Below are 24,497 nucleotides of genomic sequence, written 5' to 3'. Positions count from 1 at the left end.
CAACATTTGCCCGAAAACAGCCGCAACTCGCCCCAAACCGAGCGGTCTTTTGTTGCGTGATCGGGGGCCTTCTGTCTCATATGGAACTACGACGGAGGGGGGCATCCCGAGGTCGTCCCGTTCTAGGTGGTTCGCTTAAGTCCCTCGCGTTCATGCGGGTGTGTCCGAAGACGCGAAGCGACTAAGCGGGGATTTAAGGGACAAAGGGAACCAACCTGAGGGTGTCTTACCCGGCGGATCCGGAACCTTCCCTGAGATAGAGCAACTTGGAGGTTTAACATGAAGATGGTTAAGAGCCTTATCCTCGGCTCGGCGGCGGCTCTCGTCGCGGTCGGCGGAGCTCAGGCGGCCGATCTTCCCGTCAAGGCCAAAGCGGTCGAGTACGTGAAGGTTTGCTCCCTGTATGGTCCCGGATTCTACTACATCCCGGGCACCGACACCTGTATCAAGCTGGGCGGCTACCTGCGCGTCGACGTTCTGGCGAACACCAACTCGGACCACACCGGCAACACCTCGGGTGCTGGTGGTGCGAACAACCGCTTCACCAACGGCTACACTTGGCGTTCGCGTGAAGACCTGAACATCGATACGCGCACCGCGACCGAATACGGCGTGGTCCGCACGTTCTTCGATGCGACGTTCTCCTGGACCTCGGACAGCTATGCCGGTCAGGGCAACGGCGCGACCGTTTACTCGCCGATCGGCGCAGTTTCGGCTCCGAACAATGCCGGCTCCGGTAACGTCGCCGCTGGTACGGTCGGCGTCTACTACGCCTTCATCCAGTTCGCGGGCTTCACCATCGGTAAGGCGGTCTCGCAGTTCTCGGCTCCGTGGGCCAACTACCCGGGCAACAGCTACGACGGTCTCGTCGGCGGCGGCGGCACGATCACCGGTGTGAACCAGTTCACCTACACCGCGCAGTTCGGCAACGGCGTGTCGCTGTCTCTGTCGGCTCAGGATCAGTCGGCCTACTATCAGGCTGGCGTGGTCAACCTCGGTGCGCCCGTCACCTTCGGCGTTCCCGGCAACACCAACGTGTTCGGCATCAGCGACTACGCTGGCACGATCGCTCCGGATCTCGTCGCGATGCTGCGCGTCGATCAGGCCTGGGGTCTGTTCCAGGCGTCGTTCGCCGCGCATAACAATCATGTGGCCTACTACGGCGGCACCGAGTTGACCGGTCATCCGGACGACAAGTGGGGCTGGGCAGGTCAGTTGGCCTTGTCGATCAAGAACATCCCGACCGGACCTGGCGACACCATCAACTTGCAGGGTGTCTACACCAACGGTGCGACCCGCTACAACATCCAGGACCTCGCCGGTTCGGCTGGTGGCAACACCATCTTCGGCGGCACCAACATTCCGGGTGCCTATCAGAGCATCGGCTTCGGCATCGCGCCGGACTCGATCTTCGTGACCGGCGGCCAGCAGCAGCTGATCACGACCTACGGCTTCCGCGGTGCCTACGTGCACAACTGGAACCCGAACTGGAACACCAGCATCTACGGTGCCTGGGCCCAGGTTAACTACAACAGCACGGCCAAGGGCTACATCTGCGGTCCGGCCGGCAACGGCGTAGGCGGCTCGCTGAGCAACTTCTTCGGCGCTGGTTCGGCTCTGACGTCCTGCAACCCCGACTACAGCATCGCGCAGCTCGGCACGCAGACCCAGTGGACCCCGGTGAAGAACCTGACCTTCTCGGCCGACTTCACCTACACCCGTCTGGACCAGAGCTTCGCCGGTACGGTCGCCTTCCCCGGCAGCCCGACGATCGGCAAGCCCGGCGCAATCTACGAGCTGAAGGACCAGAACACCTACATGTTGCTGCTCCGCGCTCAGCGCAACTGGTAATACCGGTTGATCTGATTGCGATCTAACAGAGCCCCCGGCGCGAAAGCGCCGGGGGTTTTGCTTTGTCATGCCGGTTCTGGCGCGTCACGCGGCCAGCATCTCGCGCACCATCGGCGCCACCTCGCGGCCATAGAGCTCGATGCTCTTCATCAGTTTGTCGTGCGGCAGCGGGCCCGCCGAGTATTTCAGCTGGAAGCGCGCCGCGCCGAGCGCCTTGACGGTCGCCGCGATCTTGCGAGCAACGGTTTCCGGCGCGCCGACATAGAGCGAGCCGTGCTCGGCCTCGGCCACGAACTCGTCGCGGCCCATCGGCGGCCAGCCGCGCTCCTTGCCGATACGGTCGCGCATGACCTTGTAGTCCGGCCACAGCTCCTCGCGTGCCTGCGCGTCCGTCTCGGCGACATAGCCCGGCGAGTGCACGCCGATCGGCTTCGGTTCGCGGCCGAACTGCTGGTAGGCCCGCTGGTGCAGGTCGACATAAGGTGCAAAGCGCTTGGGATCGCCGCCGATGATGGCAAGCATCAGCGGCAGGTCGTAATGCGCCGCGCGCACCACCGATTCGGGACTGCCGCCGACGCCGATCCAGGTCTTCAGCCGGCCGTGCTCGACCGGCGGATAGACCGACTGGTTCTTGAGCGGTGGCCGCAGCTTGCCCTGCCAGGTCACCGGCTCCTGCTTGAGCAGTTCGGTGAACAGATCGAGCTTCTCCTCGAACAGCTCGTTGTATTGCCTGAGGTCGAAGCCAAACAGCGGGAACGACTCGGTGAAGGAGCCGCGGCCGAGGATCACCTCGGCGCGGCCGTTCGAGACCGCGTCGACCGTGGCGAAGCGCTGGAAGACGCGGATCGGATCGTCCGAGCTCAGCACGGTCACCGCCGAGCCGAGGCGGATGTTTTGGGTGCGTGCCGCGATTGCCGCCAACACGGTCTCGGGCGTGGAGATCGCAAAATCGGCGCGGTGGTGCTCGCCGAGCCCGATGAAATCGATCCCGAGCTGATCGGCCAGCACCGCTTCGTCGACGACGTTGCGGATCACCTGGGCATGGGGCAGCGGCGTGCCGGCGGCGTCGTTGGTGACGTCGCCAAACGTATCAAGCCCGAATTCGACGGAGGTCGTCATGGTCAGTCCGGTTGTCGGCGTGGCGGAGCATCCGCCACGGGCCACCCATCGCACGCAGGCCGAAAGGTCGGGTTGCTGCGGATCGATCCGCAAGCCTGCGCTGTGGAGCCTTGGGTTGGAGATAGATGGGAACTATTGCCGGTTCAGGGGGCCGGCAAGGTCACGCCGCGAAACGCAGCGTTTCCAGGCCCGCTTCGGAGCAGCCTGCGCCAATCAGCCCGGGACCACCAGGAAGCCGGCGCGCGGGAAATGCACCACCACCTCGCCGACGCGTTCATCCGACCGGCGGATCGCGATGTGTTGCGCCGACAGCGAGACGATCTCGCCACGCACCGGGATCTTGCCGTAGTCATCCGGCATCACGGCAACGACGTCGCCGGGCTTGCGACCGTTCGGGTCGCTGGGGTCGCCGCACACAGGCGACTCCGGCCGTGCCTTCGCGGCGATCTCGAGCGCGTCGGCTGACGACATCTCGGTGCGCGTGCCGTGGCCGATGGCGCGGATGCGCTCCTCCCATGCCGCAACGCGCGGAAAGGAATTCATGATCTCGTCCATCGTGGCGAGGCTCTGTCGCGCGTACCACACGTTCATGTAGGCACTGACGTCCGCGAGGCTGAACTCGCCGAACAGCCACGGCCGGCCGTGGCCGAGTTGCGCGTCGATCCAGTCGATATTGGCGCGGAACTGGTCGCGCATCTGCGGCAGCGCCGCGGTCATGGCGGCGACGTCGAACTTGCCGCCACGCAACTTCTCGCGGTCCTCGATGAAATCCCGCGGGACCTTGTCGCCGATGAAGCCGAACACAAGGTTGACCGTGTTCTGGAAGAACGGCCGGTCGGTCCACATGCCGAGCGCCCAGGGCATGCCGGCATTGCCGGCCGGAAACAGCGTCGGCGTCGGGTAGCGCCGCTCCAGCTCGCGGATGATGATCTGGGTGTCACAATAGATGTCGGCGCCGATCTGCATCGTCGGCGTGCGGCGATAGCCGCCGGTCATCGGCATCAGGTCCGGCCGCGGCATGATCCGCGAGATCCGCACCGAGCTCCAGGCGAGCTTCTTGAATCCGAAGATGATGCGGATCTTCTCGGAGAACGGCGATTGATCGAAATGGTGCAGGATCGGCGTGGGCTGCGACATGGCCTTCTCCCGGGACAGGGTGCGATCTCGACGGACCTTGCCGCATAAGCTGACAAGATTCCGGCCGATCGCAACCTATATTCACGGGCGGGAGGGCGGCGCAGCGCGTTCAGAACTGCTCCGCCCACGGCCGCAGGTCGAGCTCCAGCGTCCAGGCGCTGCGATGCTGGTGATGCAGCACCCAATAGGCGTCGGCGATGGCCGCGATGTTGAGCATGCCGTCCGGCCCGCGCTCATCCTTCAATTGCGGACGCATGCTCAGCAGGCGGTCGCCTTCGATACCGCCATCGACCACGACATGGCCGACATGGATGCCCTGCGGCCCGAATTCCCGCGCCACGCTCTGCGCCAGCGCGCGCAGCGCGGCCTTGGCGGCAGCGAACGGTGAGTAGTTGGCCTTGCCGCGTAGCGAACCGCTGGCGCCGGTGAACACCAGCGTGCCGCCGCCGCGCGCAAGCAGAGCGGGGATCGCGGCCTGTGCCAGCTGGAAGCCGCCGAGCGCGTGTTCGCGCCAGTGCTCCTCGAAGCGCTGCTCACTGACCTTTAGAAACGGTGCCGGCCGGTTGGAGCCTGCATTGTGCACGGCCATCGCGAGCGGTGCGAGCCGCTCGGCCGCCGCGACGAAGCGCGCAACATCGGCCGCCGTGGAGGCGTCGCCGACCACATGCGTGACCGTCGCGCCGCTTGCGGCCAGCTCGGCCGCTGTCGCGGCGAGCTTGTCGGCGTTGCGGCCGGCGATCGCGACGGGATAGCCGCCGGCGGCAAAGCGACGCGCAATCGCGGCGCCGAGGCCGTTCGACGCGCCGACGCCGGCAATCAGCACGCTTCCTTGTACGGCGGTCGGCTCGAGGGCGGATCGGTCGTTCATGGCTTGCTCCATCAAGGTGCCCGCGGCGCGGGCGAAATCATTCGTCGGACGCCATCGCGACGATGCTGTCGCGCACGGTGCGCAGGACGGCATCGGACCGCTTCTGGTCGGTGAGGACGCGCGAGATCGCCAGCGCCCCGACCATCGCACTCACCGCGAGGATCGCGTTGCCGTCGTCATCGTCGCCGAACGTCTCGGCGACCTTGGCGATGAAGGATTCGATGTGCGGCTCCATCACCGCGCGGCACTGCGCATCGGCGCGACCGACATCCGAGATCAGCGCGCCGATCGCGCAGCCCGACTTGGGCGAGTCGCGATGGGCGCGGCTGAGATAGCTCCGCACCAGTGTGTTGATATTGCCCGGCTTGTCGGGATCGCGCGCCGCGTGAGCCGACGCTTCGCCTGCATGCAGCGCTTGTTCCAGAGCCGCGGCGATCAGGTCGGAACGCGAGGCGAAGTGCCCATAGAAACCGCCATGGGTCAGCTTCACCTGCTGCATCAGGCCGCCGATGCTGAGCGCGTCGAGGCCCTTGTCGCGGATCTGCGTCGCAGCCTCGTTCAGAATGCGCTCACGGCTCCTGGCCTTGTCGGCCTGGGAATGGCCCATCTCGCCTCGCCCCTGTTTGACTCTCTTTCTGGATTATGAGCATCATGCATCTGGATGACAACTATCATCCAGAAATCATCCAATCACAAAGCAGGGAGGAACAGATGTCCGGCAGCGCGAGCGAAGGGCGGGTCCGCCACGAGCGGCACGACCACATCCTCAAGATCATCATCGACAATCCCGCGAAGAAGAATGCCTTCAGTCCGGAGATGATGGCTGAGCTTTCCGACGCGCTGACGCTGCTCGACAATGACGACGGCCTCTGGGTCGGCGTGCTCTGCGCCGCCGGCGGCAGTTTCACCGCGGGTCTCGACATGCCGAAGTTCTTCGGTCCGACGGCGACGCGCAAGCCGCTGCCGGAGGGCAACGTCGACCCGTTCGGGCTGACGAAGCGCTGCCGGAAGCCGATCATCACGGCGGTGCAGGGTATCGTGTTCACCGTCGGCATCGAGATGATGCTGGCCGGCGATATCGTGATCGCCGCGGACGACAGCCGCTTCTGCCAGATGGAAGCCAAACGCGGCATCGCGCCGCTGGCGGGCGCGCATTTCCGCTATATTAGCCGCGCCGGGTGGGGCGATGCGATGTATCACCTGTTGCTGTGCGACGAGTTCACCGCCGCCGAGGCGCATCGGATCGGTCTCGTGCAGGAAGTCGTGCCGGCGGGCCAGCAGGTCGAGCGCGCGATGGCGCTCGCGGAGATCATCGCGCGCAATGCGCCGCTTGGAATTCAGGTGACCAAGGAGGCGGGCCGCAAGTTCATCGAAGCCGGCGAGCAGGCGGCGATTGCGATCATCCCGCAGATCCGCGAACGCGTGCTCAACACATCAGACGCGGCCGAGGGCATCAAGTCGTTCGTTGAGCGCCGCGCGGCTGTGTTTCAGGGACGCTAGTTGCGTTCACGATACGTGCTCGAAGAAGCTGTGACAATGATGTCGCAGCTTCTTGATTTCGATCACGACAATGTAGCAGCGACTCTTGTCGAGATTCGTCGAATCAGGGAGATTCGAGCCATTCATTAAATTCTGTTTCGTCCTGCTTTCACTCAAGCGTCCGGTATGGATTCCCATGACAAACGCACGAGTCATAGTTGTCGGAAATAACAAGGGCGGCTCGGGCAAGTCGACAATTGCCATGCATGTCGCCATCGCGCTGATCAAGGCGGGTCAGCGCGTCGCCACCATCGATCTCGATAACAAGCAGAAGTCGCTGACGCACTACGTCGAGAACCGGCGGGATTGGGCGCGGGAAACCTCGCTGGATCTCGGCGTTCCCGCGCATATGTGCTTCGAGACGGTGAGCGGCAGGAGCAGCGAGGTCGAGACGCTCGGGCGCAGCGCGCTTGCCGAGATCGTCGAGCGGCTCGGCCGGTCGCACGATTTCGTCGTCATCGACTGTCCCGGCCATGACACCTATCTGACGACGTTCACGCATTCGCTGGCGAACACGTTGATCACGCCGCTCAACGACAGCTTCCTCGATTTCGACGTGCTCGGCACCGTCGATCCGAACGAGTTCAAGGTGACCGGCATCAGCCACTATTCGAAGATGGTGGAGGAGGCGCGGCGCCAGCGCAGCGCACACGATCAGCCGGCATTCGAGTGGGTGGTGCTGCGCAACCGCCTCTCCACGCTTGGGTCACGCAACAAGCGCTTGGTCGGCGAAGCCTTGAGCGAATTGGCCAAGACGCTGAATTTCCGCCTGGTCGATGGCCTGGCCGAACGCGTGATCTTCCGCGAATTCTATCCGCGCGGACTGACGGCGATCGACGACGTCAGCCAGCTCGCACTCGGTGGCCGGCCGACCATGTCGCATGTCACCGCGCGGCTCGAGATGGAGCGGCTGATGACTGCCATCATGCTCGGCCATCTGGTGGCGCGCCCGCCGGAATCCTCCGACGCCAGCCGCGACGCGGCGTAAGGCGACGTCGGGCCGCTACCGGCAATTGGCGTTGCCGGCGTCGGCGACGATCAGGAACGTGATCGTTCTGGGTGCAAAGACGATCGTTCCGGCGACAGCCGCTTCGCTGTTGAGAGCGGGGATACTGTCAGAGGTCCCGAGCAAGAGCGTCGCGCCATTGAGCTGAACGTTGCCGTCGGCAGGCTTTTCGCTCGCGAGCGTGTAACGTTGCGAGGCGGCTGAGAGCGTGAGCTTGTGCCGCATCCGCCGGTCGTTGTTGATGACGAGCAGGGCTATTCCATCGGGCATGTCGCGCGCGCAATGCGCATAGACATGGAAGCCGTGACGCTCCGCGATACCGGCATCGAGCACGGTGGTGCCCATCAACCGCCGCCACAGCAGCGCAGCCCAATAGTTCGGCCGCGGCAGATGAGTTCGCTCGTCCAGCAGCCCGTAGTCGCTCGCCGCAAGCGTGTTGTGCATCACCACCTGGACGCCGGCCTTGGCCAGCCGTCCGAGTTGATCGAGGTAACGGAACGTGTCGGCGAAGGTTGCGGCCAGGCGATTGCCGCCGCATGCGGTCTCGGCCGTCTCGGTCAGCCAGATCGGCTTGCCCGGCGCAAGCTGGTCGCGCAGCGTCTCGTAGAGGGCGAGGCTCTCGCCGGTTCGCGCCAGCCATTCGTCCGACAATGCATGCCTTGCCCTGCGATCACCGCCGCATCGCGCCGACAGCGCGCCATAATGATGATAAGAGACCGCGTCGACGCCGGCTGCCGATGCGGCGAAAAGCGCTTGGGCCTCAGCGCCGGTGCCGATCGTGCCGGGGCCGAGGATCGTCACGTCGGGCGCGGTGTCCTTCATGAAGGCGCGGAACGCTGCAAAATCCCGGCCGTAGGCCGCAGCATCGTAGCCGTCAGGGGCGCTGCCGATGGCCGGCAGATCGGGCTCATTCATGAACTCGGCTGCGGCGATCCGCCCGCCTGCAGATCGCGTGAAAGCGAGAAGTTGCCGGGCCTGTTCGGGATTCCATTGCCCCGCGGCGTCACGCGCGCCCGCGCTGATCGCAAAGGACGTGACGATCGGAGCGTCGACGGCGCGCGAGAACTCGATCACGTCCCGCCACTGTCGTCGCGTCAGCACGCCGTTGAAGCCGGCCGTCGGTGCAGCCGGTGGCGTCTCGGAATCCGCAAAGAACGTGCTGTTGGCCCAGGTCCCGCTGACGCGCAGATACGCGGGTGAGAGGGCTGCGGCGAGCTTGCGGAGCCTGCCATCGTGCAGGTCGATCGGAGCGCGAGCTGCGAACCGCTCCGTCTCTGCACGCCGGCGCGTGGCGGCGGTTGCATAGGGTCTCCAGAACCGTCCGCCGGTCACCTCGACCATCTCGATGTTGTAGGACTGAAAGCGCGGGTCGATGGTCGCGACGCGCGGCAGGGTCGCGACATTCAGGGCGAACTCTGCCGCGGCCGCCTTCGTATGCGCGAAGGCTGCCATCGCCGAGACGGCGACGAGGCATTGAAGCGGATAAGCCCAGCGGTCGCGCACGGGTCCTCGCGGCGTTCCGGATTGTGGGTGTTCAGGATGCCGCCGTGGCTTGCTTGAATCAATGCGGGAGCGCGCCTTGCGGCTCGTTCGCGATACGATCCCACAGCGCGCGGATCATGTCCTTCATGACCAACGCGTCCTGCCAGCGGTCGGACAGTTCCCTGCCGTCGGGCCCGGTGATGGCATAGGGCGGGGGACCGAGCTCGCACAGGAAGGTCAGGGTCGCGTCGGGACCGGCACGTTTCCGCCACGAGCGGATACCGTAGTCCCACCAGCCCATGAACAGCGACACCCAGCCCTGGTGTTGCGGAAAGCCGAGCGAGATCTGCACCTGCTCGCGGCTCGCGATACGGCCATGGATGCCCCAGGCATTGTCGAGGATGCGATGGATCATCGCGTGGTTGACGTCGTCGACCGGCCAGGCGAATTCGCGGCCGACCAGATAATGCGAGAGATCGGCGGTAAGCCGCAGATCGGGAAAGCAGTCGAGCAGGTCGAGCATGAAGAACAGGTCGGTCGTCATGCGGTCGCGATGGGTCTCGACATGCACGGCGACGCCGGCCTCCGCGGCAAGCCGCCGCCAACCTTCGAGCAGCGGAATGCAATCCGCGAGCCGGCGCGGCCGAACGTCCGGCTGCAGGTTGACATGATCGGCGCCGAGCCGGGCGACCAGCTCGAGCACCGGTTTCAGGTCGTCGAGGCTCTTCAGGTAGCATTGCGCCTGCCAGATCATGCCATGCGCGCGAAGGAAGCTCGTCACCTCGCGCGCAAAGACAGGATCGATGAAGCGCACGCCGGCGCCGTCAAACCCAGCATCGCGGATCATCGCGAGCTGGGTTTGCAGCGGCCATTCGCCCTCATCGGCCAGCCGCCGCTCCATCGCCCAGAGCGACTGCAGGACGCGCAGTTGCTGCGCCACCGATCAGGCCCGCGCCGGGATCGCCGTGGGCAGCTCGGCATGTTCGCCTTCGTCGGCGGCGATGTTCTCCTGGTAGGTCTCGGGCCCGATCCAGATCGCAACGACGGTGCAGGCCGACAGGAACATCGCGTAGCAGGCGACCGGCCACCAGGTGCCGTAGGCCGCGACCAGTGCGGTGGCGACGAACGGTGCCGGGCCGCCCGACAGCAGCGAGCCGAGCTCGCGGGCGAAGGCAAAGCCCGCGAAGCGGCGTTGCGGCGGGAACAGCTCGGCGAAATACGCCGCCTGCGGCCCGAACATCGCCGCCGTTACCACGGCGCGCGCCAGGATGAAGGCGAGCGCGATCATGATCCACTCCTTGGTGCCGACCATCCAGAAGAACGGGAAGGCGAGCGCCACGCCGGCCAGCGCGCCGAACATGTAGACCGGCCGCCGCCCGATCCGGTCCGACAATGCCGCAAAGCCGAGGATCGCAAACAGTTCGACCGTGAATGCCAGCATCAGCGCGCTGAGCGCCTCGGCTTTCGGCACGCCGAGCGTGGTGATCACGTAGCTCAGCCCAAACACCGGGAAGAAATAGCCGAGCCCGTTCTCGGCCATGCGGGCGCCGAGCACGACGAAGAAGTTGCGCGGGTGTCGGCGCAACGCTTCCATCGCCGGATTGCTCTCGACCTTGCCGCGCGCGACCACCGCCTCGGTGTAGACCGGCGTCTCGGTGATGCGCATGCGGACGAAGATGCCGACCACGATCAGGAGGAAGCTCGCCAGGAAGGGCAGGCGCCAGCCCCAGCTCATCAAATCCTCGCGCGGCAGCATGGTCACCAGCGCGAAGGCGCCGGCCGCAAGCAGGTTGCCGACGGAGACGCCGAGCGGCGCGAAGCCGCCCCAGAAGCCGCGATGCTTCGGCGGTGCGTTCTCGACCAGATAGATCACCGCGCCGCCATATTCGGCGCCGGCGCCAAGGCCCTGGATGACGCGCATCGCGACCAGGAGGATCGGCGCCCAGATCCCGATCTGCCCATAAGTCGGCAGGAAGCCGATCGCGGTGGTGCCGATGCCGATCATCAGGAGCGTGGAGACCAGCACCGGCTTGCGGCCATAGCGATCGCCGAGGATGCCGAACAAAAGGCCGCCGAACGGCCGCACCACGAAGCCGACGCCGAAGGTCAGGAACGACAACAGCGTGCCGACCACCGGATCGCTCTTCGGAAAGAACAATTCGCCGAACACCAGCGCGGCGGCGGTGCCGTACAGGAAGAAGTCGTACCATTCGAGCGCGGAGCCGATGCTTGCGGCCAGGATCACACGCAGGCGCGATGTGCGAGCGCCATCTCTTGCCATCTCGGTCATTCGTTTCCCCGTTGTTTTGGTTTTTATGGTCGTCTTGATCGGGCACGATCTCCGCTTTTGTCGCGGGGGATCGTGCTCGTGAAAGCAGCAATGCCCGCGGCCTGGCCGCGGGCATTGGGGTCGGTCTTAAGCGGCGCGCGTGAAGTAGGATTTCTTCGATGCCGACTGGGTCTCGTAGATCGATCCCTGTCGCTTGGCCGGCGGCAGCGGCATCCGCACCGGCACATCGGTGAGCCGCGGCGCGACCACCGGCGGGCCCGCCAGCAGGCGGCTGTTGAATTCGTCGAAATCCTTCACGCCCATCAGCGGCCAGGCGTCGCTGGCGGCCACTTCATAGAGCAGCAGGTTGCGCGGCCGGTTCGATGTGTTGGTCGCCGAGCCGTGCAGCGCGCGCACGTGATGGAACGACATGCTGCCGGCCTTGCCCATGCAGGGCACCGCGCGCTTGATGTCGTCCTGAATCTGGTCCGGGTCGATCAGGCCTGCGAAGTGGCCGTCCTCGCCGTGATGATCCCACATCGTGGCGCCGGTGTGCGACCTCGGCGTCACCAGCATCGGACCGTTCTCGATATCGCAATCATCGAGCAGCACGCCAATCGCGAGGATGTCGTCATTGGTGTGCGGATAGAATGCCCAGTCCTGATGCCACTCGACCGGCGAGCCGTATTGCGCCGACTTCATGTTGAGCTTGGAGCCGTGCAGGCGAAGGCCGGGGCCGATCAGCTTGGTGAGGATCGAGATCACGGCGGGGCTGCGCACGATCTCGTCGAAGATCGGATGTACCTTGTGCGGCGCCTTGATGCGGCGGACGCGCGGATTGTCAGACGTATGCCCAGGCTCGAGATCGTAGACGTCGGTGTGCTCGCTCACGCTGGCGGCGCCGGCCACGAGCTCCGCGAGTACCGTGCGCACCTTGCCTAAGGTCTCCTGGTTGAGCACCTCGGGGACCACGATCACCCCGTCGCGCTTGTAAGCTTGGGCCTGTTCGTCCGAAATCATGCCGTTTCTCCCTTTTTGCTTCATGTTAGCGCTAACATTAGGTGATGCTAGCGCTAACATCATGGCTTGGCAACCCGGAATCGTGCAGGCTCCGGCCCATGAGCTCCGAACTGACCGCCCCCGGGACCGGCCCGGCCGGTGCCGCGCCCACCCTTTCAGAGGTGGCCAAGCGCGCCGGCGTTTCCTCGATCACGGTGAGCCGGGTGGTGCGGATGCCCGACCTGGTCGCCCCGGAGACCCGGGCGCGGGTCGAGCAGGCGATGCGCGACCTCGGCTATATCCCGAACCTGGTGGCGGGCGCGCTGGCGAGCGCACGGACCAATTCGGTCGGCGTGCTGGTACCGACCATCGCCAACTCGATCTTCGCCGACACGGTGCAGGGCCTGTCCGACAAGCTCGAGCCGCTCGGCTTCTCCGTGATCCTGGCGCAGTCGCGCTATGACGCGGAGCGCGAGGACCGCATGCTGGCGGCGCTGCTGTCGCGGCGGCCCGAGGCGATCATCATGGTCGGCTCGCCGGCGACCGAGGAGGGCAGCCGCCTGCTGCGCAATGCGCGCATCCCGATCGTCGAGACCTGGGATCTGCCGGCAAACCCGATCGACGCGGTCGCGGGCTTCGACAATTACAAGGCCGGTGTCGCCGTCGCGAAGCATCTGGTCGCGCAGGGCCGCAAGCAGCTCGCCTTCATCGGCGGCGACGATCCGCGCGGCACGCGCCGCTGGTTCGGCTTCAGGGACGAGGCGATGGCCAGCGGCCTTGCCGAGCCGCGGCGGCTGATCCTGGACCGCAAGGATTCCGGCAGCGTGGCGGCGCATGCACGCCTGCCCGGTGTCGACGCGGTGTTCGCCGCCAACGATGCGCATGCGATCGGCTTCATGTCCGGGCTGCGCAAGGCCGGGCTGCTGCGCGACGGGCCTGCATCGGCGCAGCCGGTCGCCGTGATCGGGCTTGGCGATCTCGAAATGGGCCAGTTGATCTCGCCGACCCTGAGCACGATCAGCGTGCACGGCGACGCGATCGGCCGCACCGCGGCGACGCTGACGCTGGAGCGCGGCGGCGAGCGTCGTGTCGATCTCGGCTTCGAGCTGGTGCTGCGCGACAGCGGCTAGCGCGCCTAGCCCACAGTGCGGGCGGAGGTGCTCGTTTCTTTCCGTGCCTTCACCTTGCCGCGACCCCGGCGTCGACCGCCTCGAGCAAGGACACGAGGCCCCGCAGGATGGCGATCGGCGAAGGCGGGCAACCCGGAATGTGGAGATCGACCGGAACAACCGCGGAGACTCCGCCAACCACGGCGTAGCTGCCGGCGAAGCATCCGCCATCCCTGGCGCAATCGCCCGCAGCGACGACCCATTTGGGATCCGGCGTCGCACGGTAGGTGCGCTCCAGCGCCTCGCGCATGTTCTTGGTGACCGGACCCGTGACCAGCAGCACGTCGGCGTGACGGGGCGAGGCGACGAACCGGATTCCAAACCGTTCGACGTCGTAATACGCATTGCTTAACGCGTGTATTTCCAGCTCGCATCCGTTGCAGGAGCCTGCATCAACCTCGCGGATCGAGAGGCTGCGGCCGAGGCGTCGTCGTGCGGTGCGGCCGACCGTGGCCGCGAGCTCCGCGAGCGCAGCGTCGTCCGGGCGCGGCGCTTGCTCCGTCAATGGCTGGCGAAACAGGCTCTGGAACAGAAGTTTGCGCATCGCCTCAAGCCCTCAGAGATCCTGCCCGGAATAGGAACAGTTGAACGACTTATTGCAGAGCGGGAAGTCCGCCACGATGTTGCCTTCGATGGCCGCCTCGAGCAGCGGCCACTGAAACCACGACGGATCGCGCAGATGGCATCGCTCGATCCGATCGCCGTTCAGGCGCAGCCAGGCCAGGATGTCGCCGCGGAAACCTTCGACGAGGGCCATGCCCTCGCAAGGCTCCGCCGTATTGTGCAGCGGCACTTGCACCGGGCCGGCCTCGAGGCCAATGAGGATCTGGTACGCCAGCGCGAGACTCTGCTCAACCTCGCGGATCCGGATCCAGACCCGGGCGTTGACGTCGCCGTCGCTGAGGACGGGGACTTCGAAGCGGAGGCCATCATAGGGGAGATAGCCGGGCTTGCGTCGGGCGTCATGGTCGCGGCCGCTCGCGCGCCCGACATAGCCCCCTGCGGCGAATTGCCGGGCGAGCGTTGGTGCAACGATACCGGTGCTGACGGTGCGGTCCTGCAACGAGGCGGTGTTGTCATAGAGCTCGACCAGCGCAGGGAAATGTCGGCGGATCTGGTCGAGTACGGCCCGGATTGCGTCGGCTCCATCGCCGGCGATATCGCGCGCGACGCCGCCGGGAACGACGAGGTCGCGCATCAGGCGGTGGCCGAATGCAGCGTCGGCGGCGCGCAGCACGGATTCGCGCAGCACGGCGCAATGCGCCTGCATCAGCGCAAATGACGCATCGTTGCAGATCGCGCCGATATCGCCGAGATGATTAGCCAGTCGCTCGAGCTCGGCCATCAGCGCCCGCAGCAACAGCGCGCGCGGCGGCACGGCAATCCGCTGCGCGGCCTCGACCGCCTGCGCGAATGCCAGCCCATAGGCGACCGTGCTGTCGCCGGAGACCCGGCCGGCCAGAAGTGCGGCCTGCTCGACGGTGCTTCCGGCCATCAGCCCCTCGACGCCCTTGTGGGTGTAGCCGAGCCGCTGCTCGAGGCGGACCACTGTCTCTCCGCTCGCGGTAAAGCGGAAATGCCCGGGCTCGATGATGCCGGCATGCACCGGACCGACCGCGATCTGATGCAGGCTGTCCCCCTCGGCCGGGAGGAATTGATAGGGCGCTGCGTCCGCCGATGCATCGCGACGTTCGCCCAGCGGGAAGCGCGTCTGCCAGCGGCCATGATCGAGCCAGGGGCGGGGATCCGGTATGCCCATGGCCTCCAATCCGAACAGGTCGTGGAGGGTGCGCTCCAATCGAAGCGCCGGCGGATGATGGGCCGCGACCGACGGAAATTGGCGATCGGGACAATCCAGGCTGATCACGCCGATATCGGACGTGCGGTCGTCGAGGATGGCCATGTGCACGCGCGACGGTTCGCCCCACAGCCCGAGCAGGCTCAGGCCGCCATCGGCAAATGCGTGAGCGGCGGTGCGCCAGGTATCGCCGTCCACCACGGCGCGCGGCCATGGATGATTCCGTTCGATCCTGTGGCCGGCCCGGATCAGATCGATCAACCTCGGCATATCCCGTTCTCCCTCGCGCTAACCCAGCAGGTTGGCGACGTGCTGGAACCAGACGACCAGCGGTCCCGGAAGGTAGATGCCCGCAGTCAGCACCAGCGCGAAATGCGCGAACATCGGCAAATAGGACGCATCCGCCGGCGCGGCATTGCCGCGCGGCTCGCCGAACGCAAGGCTGGTCAGGCGCAGGATCAACGCGCCGAAGGCGAGCAGCAGGCCGAACACCAGCGGGATGGCGAGCAGCGGCTGGCGCGCGAAGGTGGAGCTGACGATGAGAAATTCGCTCATGAAGATACCGAGCGGCGGCAGGCCGGCGATCGCGACCACGCCGATCACGAGACTCCAGCCGAGTGCCGGATGCGACTCGGTCAGGCCGCGAATGTTGGCGATCCGCTGCGTGCCCTTCACCTGTGCAATGTGGCCGACCGCGTAGAAGATCCCCGACTTGGTGAGGCTGTGCATCACCATGTGCAGCAGGCCGGCAAAGTTGGCGAGCGGGCCACCCATGCCGAACGCAAACACGATGATGCCCATATGCTCGATCGAGGAGTAGGCGAACAGCCGCTTGATGTCGCGGCGGCGGTAAAGCATGAAGGCCGCGAACAGCAGCGAGGTCAGCCCCATCGTCACCATCAGCGGGCCCGGCGATATCGCATCCGGATTGGCGGCGAGCAGGATCTTGAAGCGGAGCACCGCGTAGAGCGCAACGTTGAGCAGCAGGCCGGAGAGCACGGCGGAGATCGGGGTCGGGCCCTCGGCATGCGCATCCGGAAGCCAGGCGTGCAGCGGCGCCAGGCCGACCTTGGTGCCGTATCCGAGCAGCAGGAAGATGAAGGCGACGTTGAGCAATGCCGGGTCGAACGTCGCCGCACGGCTGATCAACACCGTCCACACCATGGCGTCCTGACCCTCGCCGACCACCGGCAGCGCGGCCATGTACACCAGGATCGTGCCGAACAGCGCCAGCGCGATGCCGACGCTGCCGAGGATGAAATACTTCCAGGCCGCTTCCAGCGCCGCATGGGTCCGGTAGATGCCGACCATCAGCACGGTGGTGAGCGTCGCGACCTCGACCGCGACCCAGATCAGGCCGATATTGTTCGACACGAATGCGAGGTTCATGCCGAACATCATCACCTGATACATGGCATGGTAGAATCGCAGATAGCCCGGCGTCAGCCGTCCGGTTTCGAGTTCATGGGCGATATAGCTGGCGCTGAACACGCTCGTGGTGAATCCCACGAAGGTGTTGAGCACGATGAAGACGATGTTGAGATCGTCGATCAGCAGGTACTGGCCGGGTTGCGGGCGCTCGACCACGAGCAGCGAAAGCGCGGCCAGCAAGGTGCCGAGACTGGCCAGGACATTGAGGCCCGCGGTCAACCGGTAACCGCGCAGCGCGGCCAGCACCGCCGCGGCGGTGATCGGTATCAACAGGACCCAGGTGACGGCATCCGACGCGGCAGTCATCGGCGCTCCCCCCTGAATTCATCGAGCGCACCGACGTCGACGGTGTCGAACCGCTCGCGAATGCGGAACAAAAACACGCCGATCACGATGAATGCGATCAGGATCGAGAAGGCGACGCTGATCTCCACGACGAGCGGCATGCCCTTGGCGCCGGTCGCGGCCAGCACCAGGCCGTTTTCCAGCGACATGAAGCCGACGACCTGGCTGACGGCGTTGCGCCGCGTCACCATGACGAGCAATCCCAGCAGCACCACCGACAGCGCGAAGGCGAGGTCTTCCCTTGCCAGCGGATCGGCGGCGCCGGTGACGCGCAGCATCAGTACCATGGACAGGGCGACGAGCCCCATGCCCGCGAGCATGGTCGGACCGATGCTCACCGCGGTCTCGATATCGCGATGAATGCCGAGGCGCTTGATGATCCGATGCAACGCCACCGGGATGACGATCGCCTTGAAGACCAGTGCGATGGCTGCGGTCACGTAGAGATGCGGCGCATTCTGGATGAAGGCCTGCCAGGCGACGGAAGCTGCGAGCACCACGGCATGAAGTGCGAAGATGTTCAGCAGCGCATACAGGCGGTCCTGATACAGCATCATGAAGCTGATCAGCACGAGCCCGCCGGCGAGCAGATGGGCGATGTCGAAGGCGAGGTTGTGCATCAGAAGCCCCGTGACACGAACCGAAGCAGCGTGCCGAGCAGGCCGAGCATCAGCGCTGCGCCGAGGAATTCGGGGACGCGGAACACCCGCATCTTGGCCGTCGCGGTTTCGAACACGGCAAGCAGGAAGGTCGCGACCGCAAGCTTGAGGATGTAGGCGGCAACGCTCACCAGATAGGACAGCGGCCCCGCGCCTTCCGTGGTGATCTGCCACGGGAAGAACACGCAGATGATCAGGGAGATGTAGAGCAGCAGTTTGAGGAAGGCGCCGAACTCGATCATGGCGAGGTGACGCCCGGAATATTCGAGGATCATCGCCTCGTGCACCATGGTCAGCTCCAGATGCGTCGCCGGGTTGTCGACCGGGATGCGCGCGTTTTCGGCGAGCGCCACCATGATGAGGGCGATCATCGCCATGCCGAGCGAGACGCGCAGTCCGACCTCCGACGACGCCATGAAGGTCGCGACCGTCGACAGCTGCGTCGAACCGGCAATCAGCGCGACGCAGAACACCATCAACAGCATGGCCGGCTCGGCGAGCGCGGCGATCATCACCTCGCGGCTGGAGCCGATGCCGCCGAAGCTGGTGCCGACGTCCATGCCGGCAAGCGCGAGGAAGAAGCGCGCGCTGCCGAGCAGGGCGACGATCGCGATCAGGTCGGCGCTCCAGTTGAATTGCAGGCCGGTCGCAAATGTCGGGACCAGCGCCGCCGCGACCCAGATGGCCGCAAACGTCACATAGGGCGTGACGCGAAACAGCCAGGACGCGTTTTCGGCGAGCACGACCTCCTTGCGCAGCAGTCGCAGCAGGTCGCGGTAGGGCTGGAAGATCGACGGCCCTTTCCGCCGCAACAGCCGCGCCTTGATCTTGCGCACGACGCCGGTCAGCAGCGGCGCGAGCAGCAGCACAAGCGCCATCTGGCCGAGCTGAACGAGGATGTCCGAGATCACGACCATATCGCGAGCGCCAGCAGCAATGTGATGAGGGTTGCGAACACCAGGCTGAGGTAGCGGCGGATGGTCAGGAACTGGAGCTGGTTCAGCCGATCGGCGAAAAACCACACGGCTTCCGCCACGGGTGTGTAGAGCCGCTCCCAGACCAGATCGTGCATATCGACCCTGAGGCGCGCCGGCCGCAGTTCGCCTGGTGCGGGCATATCGACATGCTCGCGGGCCTGGAAAACCAGCGTGCCGAAGACGCGGCGGATCGGCTGCACAAAGCTCACGCCGGAATACTGCGCCGCCGGTGTCGGGTCGGAGAAGCCGCAACCCCAGGCCGGTCCGCGCCGGATCGCGCGCGACGCAAAGCGATGGATAAAGTACACCGCGAGCGACGCCGCGGCGGTGATGAAAGCAAAGACGAGCAATCCGTTGTAGGAACTGCGGCTCTCCTCGATCGGAACGATCGAGAGCCAGGGATCGTCCGCCTGAAGCGGCATCCGGTGGCCGATCACGGTTTGCGCAACCGGCGAAAGCGCGTCGATCACCAGGCCGGGCAGAATGCCGGCGAGGAAGCAGAGCGCGGCGAGGCTGAACATCGCGGCGAGCGAATAGCGATCGACTTCGCCGGCGGCTTCCGCGGCCGGGCTCCGCGCGCGGCCGAGGAACGTGATGCCGAAGGCCTTGACGAAGCATGCGGCGGCGAGCGCCGCGGCCAGCGCCAGTAAGGCGCCGACCGCGGGCACCATGATCTTCAGCAGCCATTGCGGCAGGTCGGGGCTCTGCAGGACGGCCTGAAACATCAGCCATTCCGACACGAACCCGTTGAACGGCGGCAGCGCGGAGATCGCGACGCAGCCGACCAGAAAGACGAAGCTCGTGAGCGGCATGCGGTGGATCAGGCCGCCCAGCTTCTCCATGTCGCGTTCGCCGGTCGACGTCAGCACCGCGCCGGCCCCGAAGAACAACAGGCTCTTGAAGAACGAATGGTTCAGCACGTGGAACAATGCGGCCGTGAAGGCGAGGGCCGCCGCGAGGCCGAGGCCGTTCGCCTGAAATGCCAGCGCAAGGCCGAGGCCTGCGAAGATGACGCCGATGTTCTCGATCGTGCTGTAGGCGAGCAGGCGCTTGAGATCCTTCTCCATCAGCGCGTAGAGGATCCCCATGACGGCGGTGGCGCCGCCGAGGATGAGAACCGCGACACCCGCCGACCAGCTTGGCGGCCCGAGCAGATCGAACACGACCCGGATGAATCCGTAGATCGCGACCTTCGTCATCACGCCGCTCATCAGCGCCGAGACATGGCTCGGCGCGGCCGGATGAGCCAGCGGCAGCCACACGTGCAACGGGATCAGGCCGGCTTTCGACCCGGCGCCGAGCAGCATCAGCGCGAGCACCAGTGCGGCTTCGGACGGAGTGTGCTGGGCAGCGCGGATGGCCGCAAAGCTGTAGCTGCCGCCGGCTCCCGCCAGCAGGCCGAAGGCAAGCAACAGAGCCAGCGTTCCGAAGCTTGCCATCACGAGATAGACGTAGCCTGCGCGGGCATTATCCGCGTCACGGTGATGCGCCATGACGAGCACCCACGAGGCGAGCGACATGAATTCCCAGCACAAGAGGTAGGTGAACGCATCGTCGGCGAGCACGACGAGATTCATGCCGGCCAGGAACGCCGGGAAAAAGGGAAGGATGCGTTGTGGCGCGGATTCGTGGCTGCCGTAGCCGAGGCCATAAAGACTTGCGGCCGCACCGCCGAGATTGACCACGACGAGAAAGAATGCGGCGAGCGCATCGAGGCGGAAATGCGATCCCAGCCAGGGCAACCCGATCGGCAGAGCCAGTTCCGTCGCGCTGGTACGGGAGATGAGCGAAATCATGGCCCCGGCCAGCGCGATCAACGAAATCGCGAACGTCGCGCCGTAGACGATGGCTGTCGATTGGCGCGATCTGCTGGTTGCAATCGCGAGAGCGGTCGTTCCCAGCAGGGCGGCTACACACCAGATCTGCTGAGTGACCGCCGGGATCATGTCTGCACCTTCGGTGAGCCTGATCCGGCCTTCAATCGCACCCCGCGGCCGCCGCCGCTGCTGACGGCGCCCTCATTGATGACCTCGACGCCGGCTGTGCCGAGCGCGTCGATCAGTTTCACGAGCGAGTCGACGTTGCCGCGAATGGTTCCTTCGCTCGCCTCCATCCGCTGGATGGTTGGCACCGAAAGTCCGGACAGTTCGGCGAGCTGCCGTTGGTCGATGCCGAGCAAGGCTCTGGCCGCTCGTAGCTGCGCCGCGGTGATCATCGATTGATGGCCGTCGATCTGAGAGTCGCGTCTATTTGAATGTTATTTATGCACATCAAGTAATGATGGCACAAGGGCAATAAGTGATGTTTTATACATCATTTCTAGGCGCGGTCCTCAGCGCGAGCGGTATCCGCGCGCCGACGCAGTTGCGCTGATGCGCGTTCAGTCGGAGATTTTTCGATAGACCGCCGCGGCGTGGCGCAGCAGCCGGCTCTTGCGCTTCCGTTCGTGCACGCGCTGGTGCTTGGCCTTGCGCTCGTGGGCGCGTCGCGCGGGTGCATCGACGCTCTCGAGCAGCCCGCGACGCACCTCGTCATCGTTCAATTCGCCGAGCAATTGCTGTCCCTTGCGCAGATGCTTCAGGATGATCCGCCATGACGCGTATTCGTCGGGGGGCAAACCGCCCTCCGAGAACTCGATCGCGTAACGCAGCCGCTTGCTGGCGAGACGGACGCGGTGGCGCTTGTTCTTGCCCATGCCTTGCAGCCCGCGGCTCTTCTGGCACAGCTTGCCATGCCATCGCGCCAGCCGCCGCGCGTGAAACACCGCGACCGGCACGGCTCGCCGTTGCGCGGCGCGGGGGTCCTGCCGCGTGGTCCAGGGTCCGCTGCCGACCCAGTCCCACATGCTGTCGAACCATCGCCAGTATCGATCGCTTTGCAACGCCTCCTTGAGCGCCTCGAACGCGTCGGTTCGCGCCGTCTGGAGCATGCCTTCTTCAGGCAGGCCCTTGCTGTTCTCGATCGCGACGTCGAGGTCGCGCGTGGCGCCGAGATGGGCGCTCAGCCATTTCAACTCGGATTTCAGTCGCGTCCATTCGGTGTCCGCCGCCATCGGCCCATAGAAGGCGATCGCCGCCTTCAGCCGCGTCAGCGCGATACGGGTCTGGTGCAGCGCGGCGGAATCGCCGGAACTCATCGCCTCGTGATTGGTGGCGACTTCCTCGAGGCATTCGGACAGGATCAGGCGAAACGCGGTCTCACAGCGCATGGCTTCGCTTAGATGGCGCGGCCGCTTTGGGCGGACAACACGCTCCTTGGCCGGACTTGCCGCTAACGTCATGACACTCTCGTGACCCCGCCGGTGCCGCAACGCAACCGGGCGGCTCCCGGGTGGGAAGATTTCCCGTTTGATCGATGTCGATCAAGGATTTTCTGCTGGGCCGCAGTGCGACGATCCAGCGACAGGATCAAAATGTCGCAATCAACCCGTCGGCGGGAGCTCATTCCAGTCGATATGCAGGCCGGGCTTTTGAGGGAACACCATGGTTTCGAGCACGCCGCAAAACGCCGCAGCGTCGGATATTTCGTGCACGAAGTATCTTGATATTTCGCGTGCGAAATATATAACGGGCGGCATGAAAGCGGAACACCGGCTGATCTTTCTTCTGACCGTGGCCTATCGCCGGTTGCAACGCGCCATCGAGCAGGAGACGGCCACGCACGATCTGACGTCGGCCCAGGCCGGCGTGCTGTTCTTTCTCGGGCGCAATGACGGCGCGCTGATCGGCGACGTCTCGCAGGCGCTCGACATCGTGCCGTCGGCGATGAGCGGGCTCGCCGACCGGATGGAACGTGCAGGCCTCGTGAAGCGCCGGCGCGATGGCGAGGACGGCCGCAGCCAGCGGCTCCATCTGACCGCGGCGGGGCAGGAGTTCGGCAAACGCGCCGCGACGCGGACCAGGGCGATCAACAACCGTCTGATGGACGGGTTCTCGGACGCGGAGATCGACGTGGTGTCGCGCTGGCTGTCCAGCCTGCAAGACAAGTTTCCGAAGGACTAAGACAGCTAGAGCGTCTTCAAAGCGAAGTGGGTACCGGTTCGCGTGAAGAAGACGCGTCAAGCAAGAACCGAGCAACAGGAGTGAAGCATGAGTGAAGTGGTCGTAGTGCTGGACGGCGGTGTCCTCACCGTGACGATGGCGCGCCCGGACAAGAAGAACGCGATCACCAACGCGATGTATGGCGCGATGGCCGATGCGCTCGAGCGCGCGGAGGGCGATTCCGCGATCCGCGCCGTGCTGTTGCAGGGCGACGGCGACAGCTTTACCGCCGGCAACGATCTCGCCGATTTCGCGGCGGTGTCGCGCGGCGTGCAGGGCGAGCGCCACGTGACGCGCTTCCTCGCCGGACTTGCCAAGGCGACGCGGCCGCTGGTTGCCGCCGTGCAGGGCAATGCGGTCGGCATCGGCACCACCATGCTGCTGCATTGCGACCTCGTCTACCTCGCGCCGACTGCGCGGCTGATCACGCCGTTCGTCAATCTGGCGCTGGTGCCGGAGGCGGCGTCGACCTATCTGCTGCCGCAGCGCATCGGCTATGCGCGGGCCTACGCGATGTTTGCGCTCGGCGAACCGGTCGAGGCGGAGACGGCGGTCTCGATCGGCCTCGCCAACGCGGTCGTGCCGCTCGCGGACCTGCGCGCCAAGGCACGCGCGGCGGCGGACGCGTTGGCGAAGCGGCCGTTCGGCTCGCTCCAGCACACCAAGGCGCTGATGCGCGACCCCGCCAGGATCAGCGCGCAAATGGCGCGCGAGGGCGAGATCTTCCAGGAACGGCTGATGAGTGCGGAAGCACGCGAGGCCTTTGCCGCCTTTGCCGAGCGCCGCCAGCCCGATTTCTCCAAGATTACCGGCTAGGCCCGGAGCGTGGGCCGCCCCGCGTGGGCGGCGCTATTGCTTTGGGGTTGACGGCCTCGCCGGCTTCGAACATCTCCTGTCGGAGCATATCGCAACCCGGCGAGGCGAGGCATGAGCGACAGTCACACGCTGCGCGGCGATGGAATCGCCGCGACTATTTCGGCGCAGGGCGCCGAATTGTCGTCGCTCAGAAATGCCGACGGGACCGAACTGTTGTGGCAGGCCGGCCCGCAATGGCCGCGCCATGCGCCCATCCTGTTCCCGATCGTCGGCCGCTTGAAGAACGATACGCTGCGCCACAACGGCAAGAGCTATCCGATGACGCAGCACGGCTTCGCGCGCGACCGCTGCTTTGCCTGGGTGGAGCAGGGGGCCCGATCCTGCAAGCTCGCGCTCACCGACGATGCGGAGACGCGTGCGCGCTATCCCTTCGCGTTCAGGCTCGAGGTCACCTATACCGTTGATGGCGCCGATCTCGACGTCGCCTTCGACATCGTCAACACCGGCGCCGAGACGCTGCCGGCCTCGCTCGGCGGTCATCCCGCCTTCAACTGGCCGCTGCTTCCGGGATTGGCAAAGGAGGCGTACGCGTTGACCTTCGCGAAGGATGAGCCGGCGCCGATCCGGCGGCTGACGGAGGGACTGATGCGGCAGCAATCCGAGCCAAGTCCGATCAAGGGCAAGGTGCTCGCGTTGTCCGAGCAATTGTTCGACGACGACGCCATGATCCTCGATCAGGTTGCGAGCGCGTCGGTTCGCTTTGCTGCTGCGCAGGGGCCTGCGATCGAGGTGTCGTGGCGCGGCTTTCGCGAACTTGGCATCTGGTCGAAGGTCGGCGGCGCGGCGTTCCTCTGCATCGAGCCGTGGCAAGGCTTTGCCAGCCCGGTCGAATTCGATGGCGAGTTCACAGGCAAGCCCGGCCTCATGCACATCGCGCCGAGCGCGCGGCAGTCATTGGGCTATCGCATTCGCGTGAGCTGACGAAGAACAGG

The 24,497-nt window shown here is 65.6% G+C and carries 23 protein-coding genes; 7 read left to right on the top strand and 16 right to left on the bottom strand.

All coding sequences use genetic code 11. The features are described 5' to 3' along the window. Positions 1-279 precede the first annotated feature (279 nt). Entirely contained in the window at positions 280-1,851 is a 1,572-nt protein-coding gene (locus J6525_RS08280) for a porin (protein ID WP_225643529.1), read from the top strand. Positions 1,852-1,935: 84 nt separating this feature from the next. Here J6525_RS08280 and J6525_RS08275 read toward each other — a convergent pair whose 3' ends face one another. From J6525_RS08275 to J6525_RS08260, 4 genes are all read right to left on the bottom strand, one after another. Further along, positions 1,936-2,970 (bottom strand): LLM class flavin-dependent oxidoreductase, encoded by a 1,035-nt coding sequence (locus tag J6525_RS08275; protein WP_225643528.1) that lies wholly within the window; start codon positions 2,968-2,970, stop codon positions 1,936-1,938. 213 nt (positions 2,971-3,183) lie between these two features. After that, positions 3,184-4,107 (bottom strand): glutathione S-transferase family protein, encoded by a 924-nt coding sequence (locus tag J6525_RS08270; RefSeq protein ID WP_225643527.1) that lies wholly within the window; start codon positions 4,105-4,107, stop codon positions 3,184-3,186. A 109-nt stretch (positions 4,108-4,216) separates the two neighbouring features. Further along, positions 4,217-4,975 carry an SDR family NAD(P)-dependent oxidoreductase gene (locus J6525_RS08265; protein ID WP_225643526.1) on the bottom strand — a complete coding sequence of 253 codons (759 nt, stop codon included), beginning with the start codon at positions 4,973-4,975 and terminating at the stop codon, positions 4,217-4,219. 37 nt (positions 4,976-5,012) lie between these two features. Beyond that, entirely contained in the window at positions 5,013-5,582 is a 570-nt protein-coding gene (locus tag J6525_RS08260) for a TetR/AcrR family transcriptional regulator (protein WP_092090384.1), read from the bottom strand. 104 nt (positions 5,583-5,686) lie between these two features. Between J6525_RS08260 and J6525_RS08255 the strand changes: the two genes are divergently transcribed. Together J6525_RS08255 and J6525_RS08250 are read left to right on the top strand one after the other, a co-directional pair. After that, on the top strand, positions 5,687-6,475 hold the full coding sequence (locus J6525_RS08255) for a crotonase/enoyl-CoA hydratase family protein (protein WP_225643525.1): 789 nt from the start codon (positions 5,687-5,689) through the stop codon (positions 6,473-6,475). Positions 6,476-6,650: 175 nt separating this feature from the next. Beyond that, positions 6,651-7,502: a division plane positioning ATPase MipZ gene (locus J6525_RS08250; protein WP_225643524.1), complete on the top strand. Its 852-nt coding sequence runs from the start codon at positions 6,651-6,653 to the stop codon at positions 7,500-7,502. A gap of 15 nt (positions 7,503-7,517) precedes the next feature. Here J6525_RS08250 and J6525_RS08245 read toward each other — a convergent pair whose 3' ends face one another. The 4 genes from J6525_RS08245 to J6525_RS08230 form a co-directional block, all read right to left on the bottom strand. Beyond that, positions 7,518-9,023 carry a hypothetical protein gene (locus J6525_RS08245; RefSeq protein WP_225643523.1) on the bottom strand — a complete coding sequence of 502 codons (1,506 nt, stop codon included), beginning with the start codon at positions 9,021-9,023 and terminating at the stop codon, positions 7,518-7,520. A gap of 58 nt (positions 9,024-9,081) precedes the next feature. Continuing rightward, the gene (locus tag J6525_RS08240; RefSeq protein ID WP_225643522.1) at positions 9,082-9,942 is read right to left on the bottom strand and encodes a sugar phosphate isomerase/epimerase family protein; all 861 of its coding nucleotides are present in this window, start codon (positions 9,940-9,942) and stop codon (positions 9,082-9,084) included. 3 nt (positions 9,943-9,945) lie between these two features. Then, the gene (locus J6525_RS08235; protein WP_092090387.1) at positions 9,946-11,292 is read right to left on the bottom strand and encodes an MFS transporter; all 1,347 of its coding nucleotides are present in this window, start codon (positions 11,290-11,292) and stop codon (positions 9,946-9,948) included. Positions 11,293-11,418: 126 nt separating this feature from the next. Continuing rightward, positions 11,419-12,291, bottom strand: coding sequence for a phytanoyl-CoA dioxygenase family protein (locus J6525_RS08230; protein WP_225643521.1), 873 nt, complete (start codon positions 12,289-12,291; stop codon positions 11,419-11,421). Positions 12,292-12,389: 98 nt separating this feature from the next. On the opposite strand from J6525_RS08230, the gene J6525_RS08225 reads away from it, so the two are divergent. Continuing rightward, entirely contained in the window at positions 12,390-13,400 is a 1,011-nt protein-coding gene (locus tag J6525_RS08225; RefSeq protein ID WP_225643520.1) for a LacI family DNA-binding transcriptional regulator, read from the top strand. 49 nt (positions 13,401-13,449) lie between these two features. Here J6525_RS08225 and J6525_RS08220 read toward each other — a convergent pair whose 3' ends face one another. The 8 genes from J6525_RS08220 to J6525_RS08185 form a co-directional block, all read right to left on the bottom strand. Next, positions 13,450-13,983: an NADH-quinone oxidoreductase subunit B family protein gene (locus J6525_RS08220; protein WP_225643519.1), complete on the bottom strand. Its 534-nt coding sequence runs from the start codon at positions 13,981-13,983 to the stop codon at positions 13,450-13,452. A 12-nt stretch (positions 13,984-13,995) separates the two neighbouring features. Next, positions 13,996-15,507, bottom strand: coding sequence for a hydrogenase large subunit (locus tag J6525_RS08215; RefSeq protein WP_225643518.1), 1,512 nt, complete (start codon positions 15,505-15,507; stop codon positions 13,996-13,998). 18 nt (positions 15,508-15,525) lie between these two features. Next, positions 15,526-16,974: a hydrogenase 4 subunit F gene (locus J6525_RS08210; protein WP_225643517.1), complete on the bottom strand. Its 1,449-nt coding sequence runs from the start codon at positions 16,972-16,974 to the stop codon at positions 15,526-15,528. After that, positions 16,971-17,633 carry a hydrogenase-4 component E gene (locus J6525_RS08205; protein ID WP_225643516.1) on the bottom strand — a complete coding sequence of 221 codons (663 nt, stop codon included), beginning with the start codon at positions 17,631-17,633 and terminating at the stop codon, positions 16,971-16,973. The genes J6525_RS08210 and J6525_RS08205 overlap by 4 nt, the downstream gene beginning before the upstream one ends. Beyond that, a complete protein-coding gene (locus J6525_RS08200; protein WP_225643514.1) occupies positions 17,633-18,589 on the bottom strand; it encodes a respiratory chain complex I subunit 1 family protein in 957 nt (318 codons plus the stop codon). The genes J6525_RS08205 and J6525_RS08200 overlap by 1 nt, the downstream gene beginning before the upstream one ends. After that, positions 18,580-20,595, bottom strand: coding sequence for a hydrogenase 4 subunit B (gene hyfB, locus J6525_RS08195; RefSeq protein WP_225643511.1), 2,016 nt, complete (start codon positions 20,593-20,595; stop codon positions 18,580-18,582). Before hyfB ends, J6525_RS08200 begins: the two co-directional genes overlap by 10 nt. Further along, positions 20,592-20,864 (bottom strand): helix-turn-helix domain-containing protein, encoded by a 273-nt coding sequence (locus J6525_RS08190; protein ID WP_028339461.1) that lies wholly within the window; start codon positions 20,862-20,864, stop codon positions 20,592-20,594. The genes hyfB and J6525_RS08190 overlap by 4 nt, the downstream gene beginning before the upstream one ends. Before the next feature lie 165 nt (positions 20,865-21,029). Beyond that, positions 21,030-21,929 (bottom strand): CHAD domain-containing protein, encoded by a 900-nt coding sequence (locus J6525_RS08185; RefSeq protein WP_225643509.1) that lies wholly within the window; start codon positions 21,927-21,929, stop codon positions 21,030-21,032. 295 nt (positions 21,930-22,224) lie between these two features. Here J6525_RS08185 and J6525_RS08180 point away from each other — a divergent pair, with 295 nt between their 5' ends. The 3 genes from J6525_RS08180 (at position 22,225) to J6525_RS08170 (ending at position 24,486) form a co-directional block, all read left to right on the top strand. After that, entirely contained in the window at positions 22,225-22,650 is a 426-nt protein-coding gene (locus J6525_RS08180; RefSeq protein WP_225643507.1) for a MarR family winged helix-turn-helix transcriptional regulator, read from the top strand. A gap of 87 nt (positions 22,651-22,737) precedes the next feature. Continuing rightward, the gene (locus J6525_RS08175; protein WP_028334453.1) at positions 22,738-23,505 is read left to right on the top strand and encodes an enoyl-CoA hydratase-related protein; all 768 of its coding nucleotides are present in this window, start codon (positions 22,738-22,740) and stop codon (positions 23,503-23,505) included. A gap of 111 nt (positions 23,506-23,616) precedes the next feature. Then, entirely contained in the window at positions 23,617-24,486 is an 870-nt protein-coding gene (locus J6525_RS08170; protein ID WP_225643505.1) for an aldose 1-epimerase family protein, read from the top strand. The last annotated feature ends 11 nt before the right edge of the window (positions 24,487-24,497 follow it).

Origin of the sequence: Bradyrhizobium australafricanum, assembly GCF_020329495.1 — a bacterium.
Taxonomy (GTDB): Bacteria; Pseudomonadota; Alphaproteobacteria; order Rhizobiales; family Xanthobacteraceae; genus Bradyrhizobium; species Bradyrhizobium australafricanum.
This window is presented reverse-complemented; position numbering and strand designations above follow the sequence as displayed.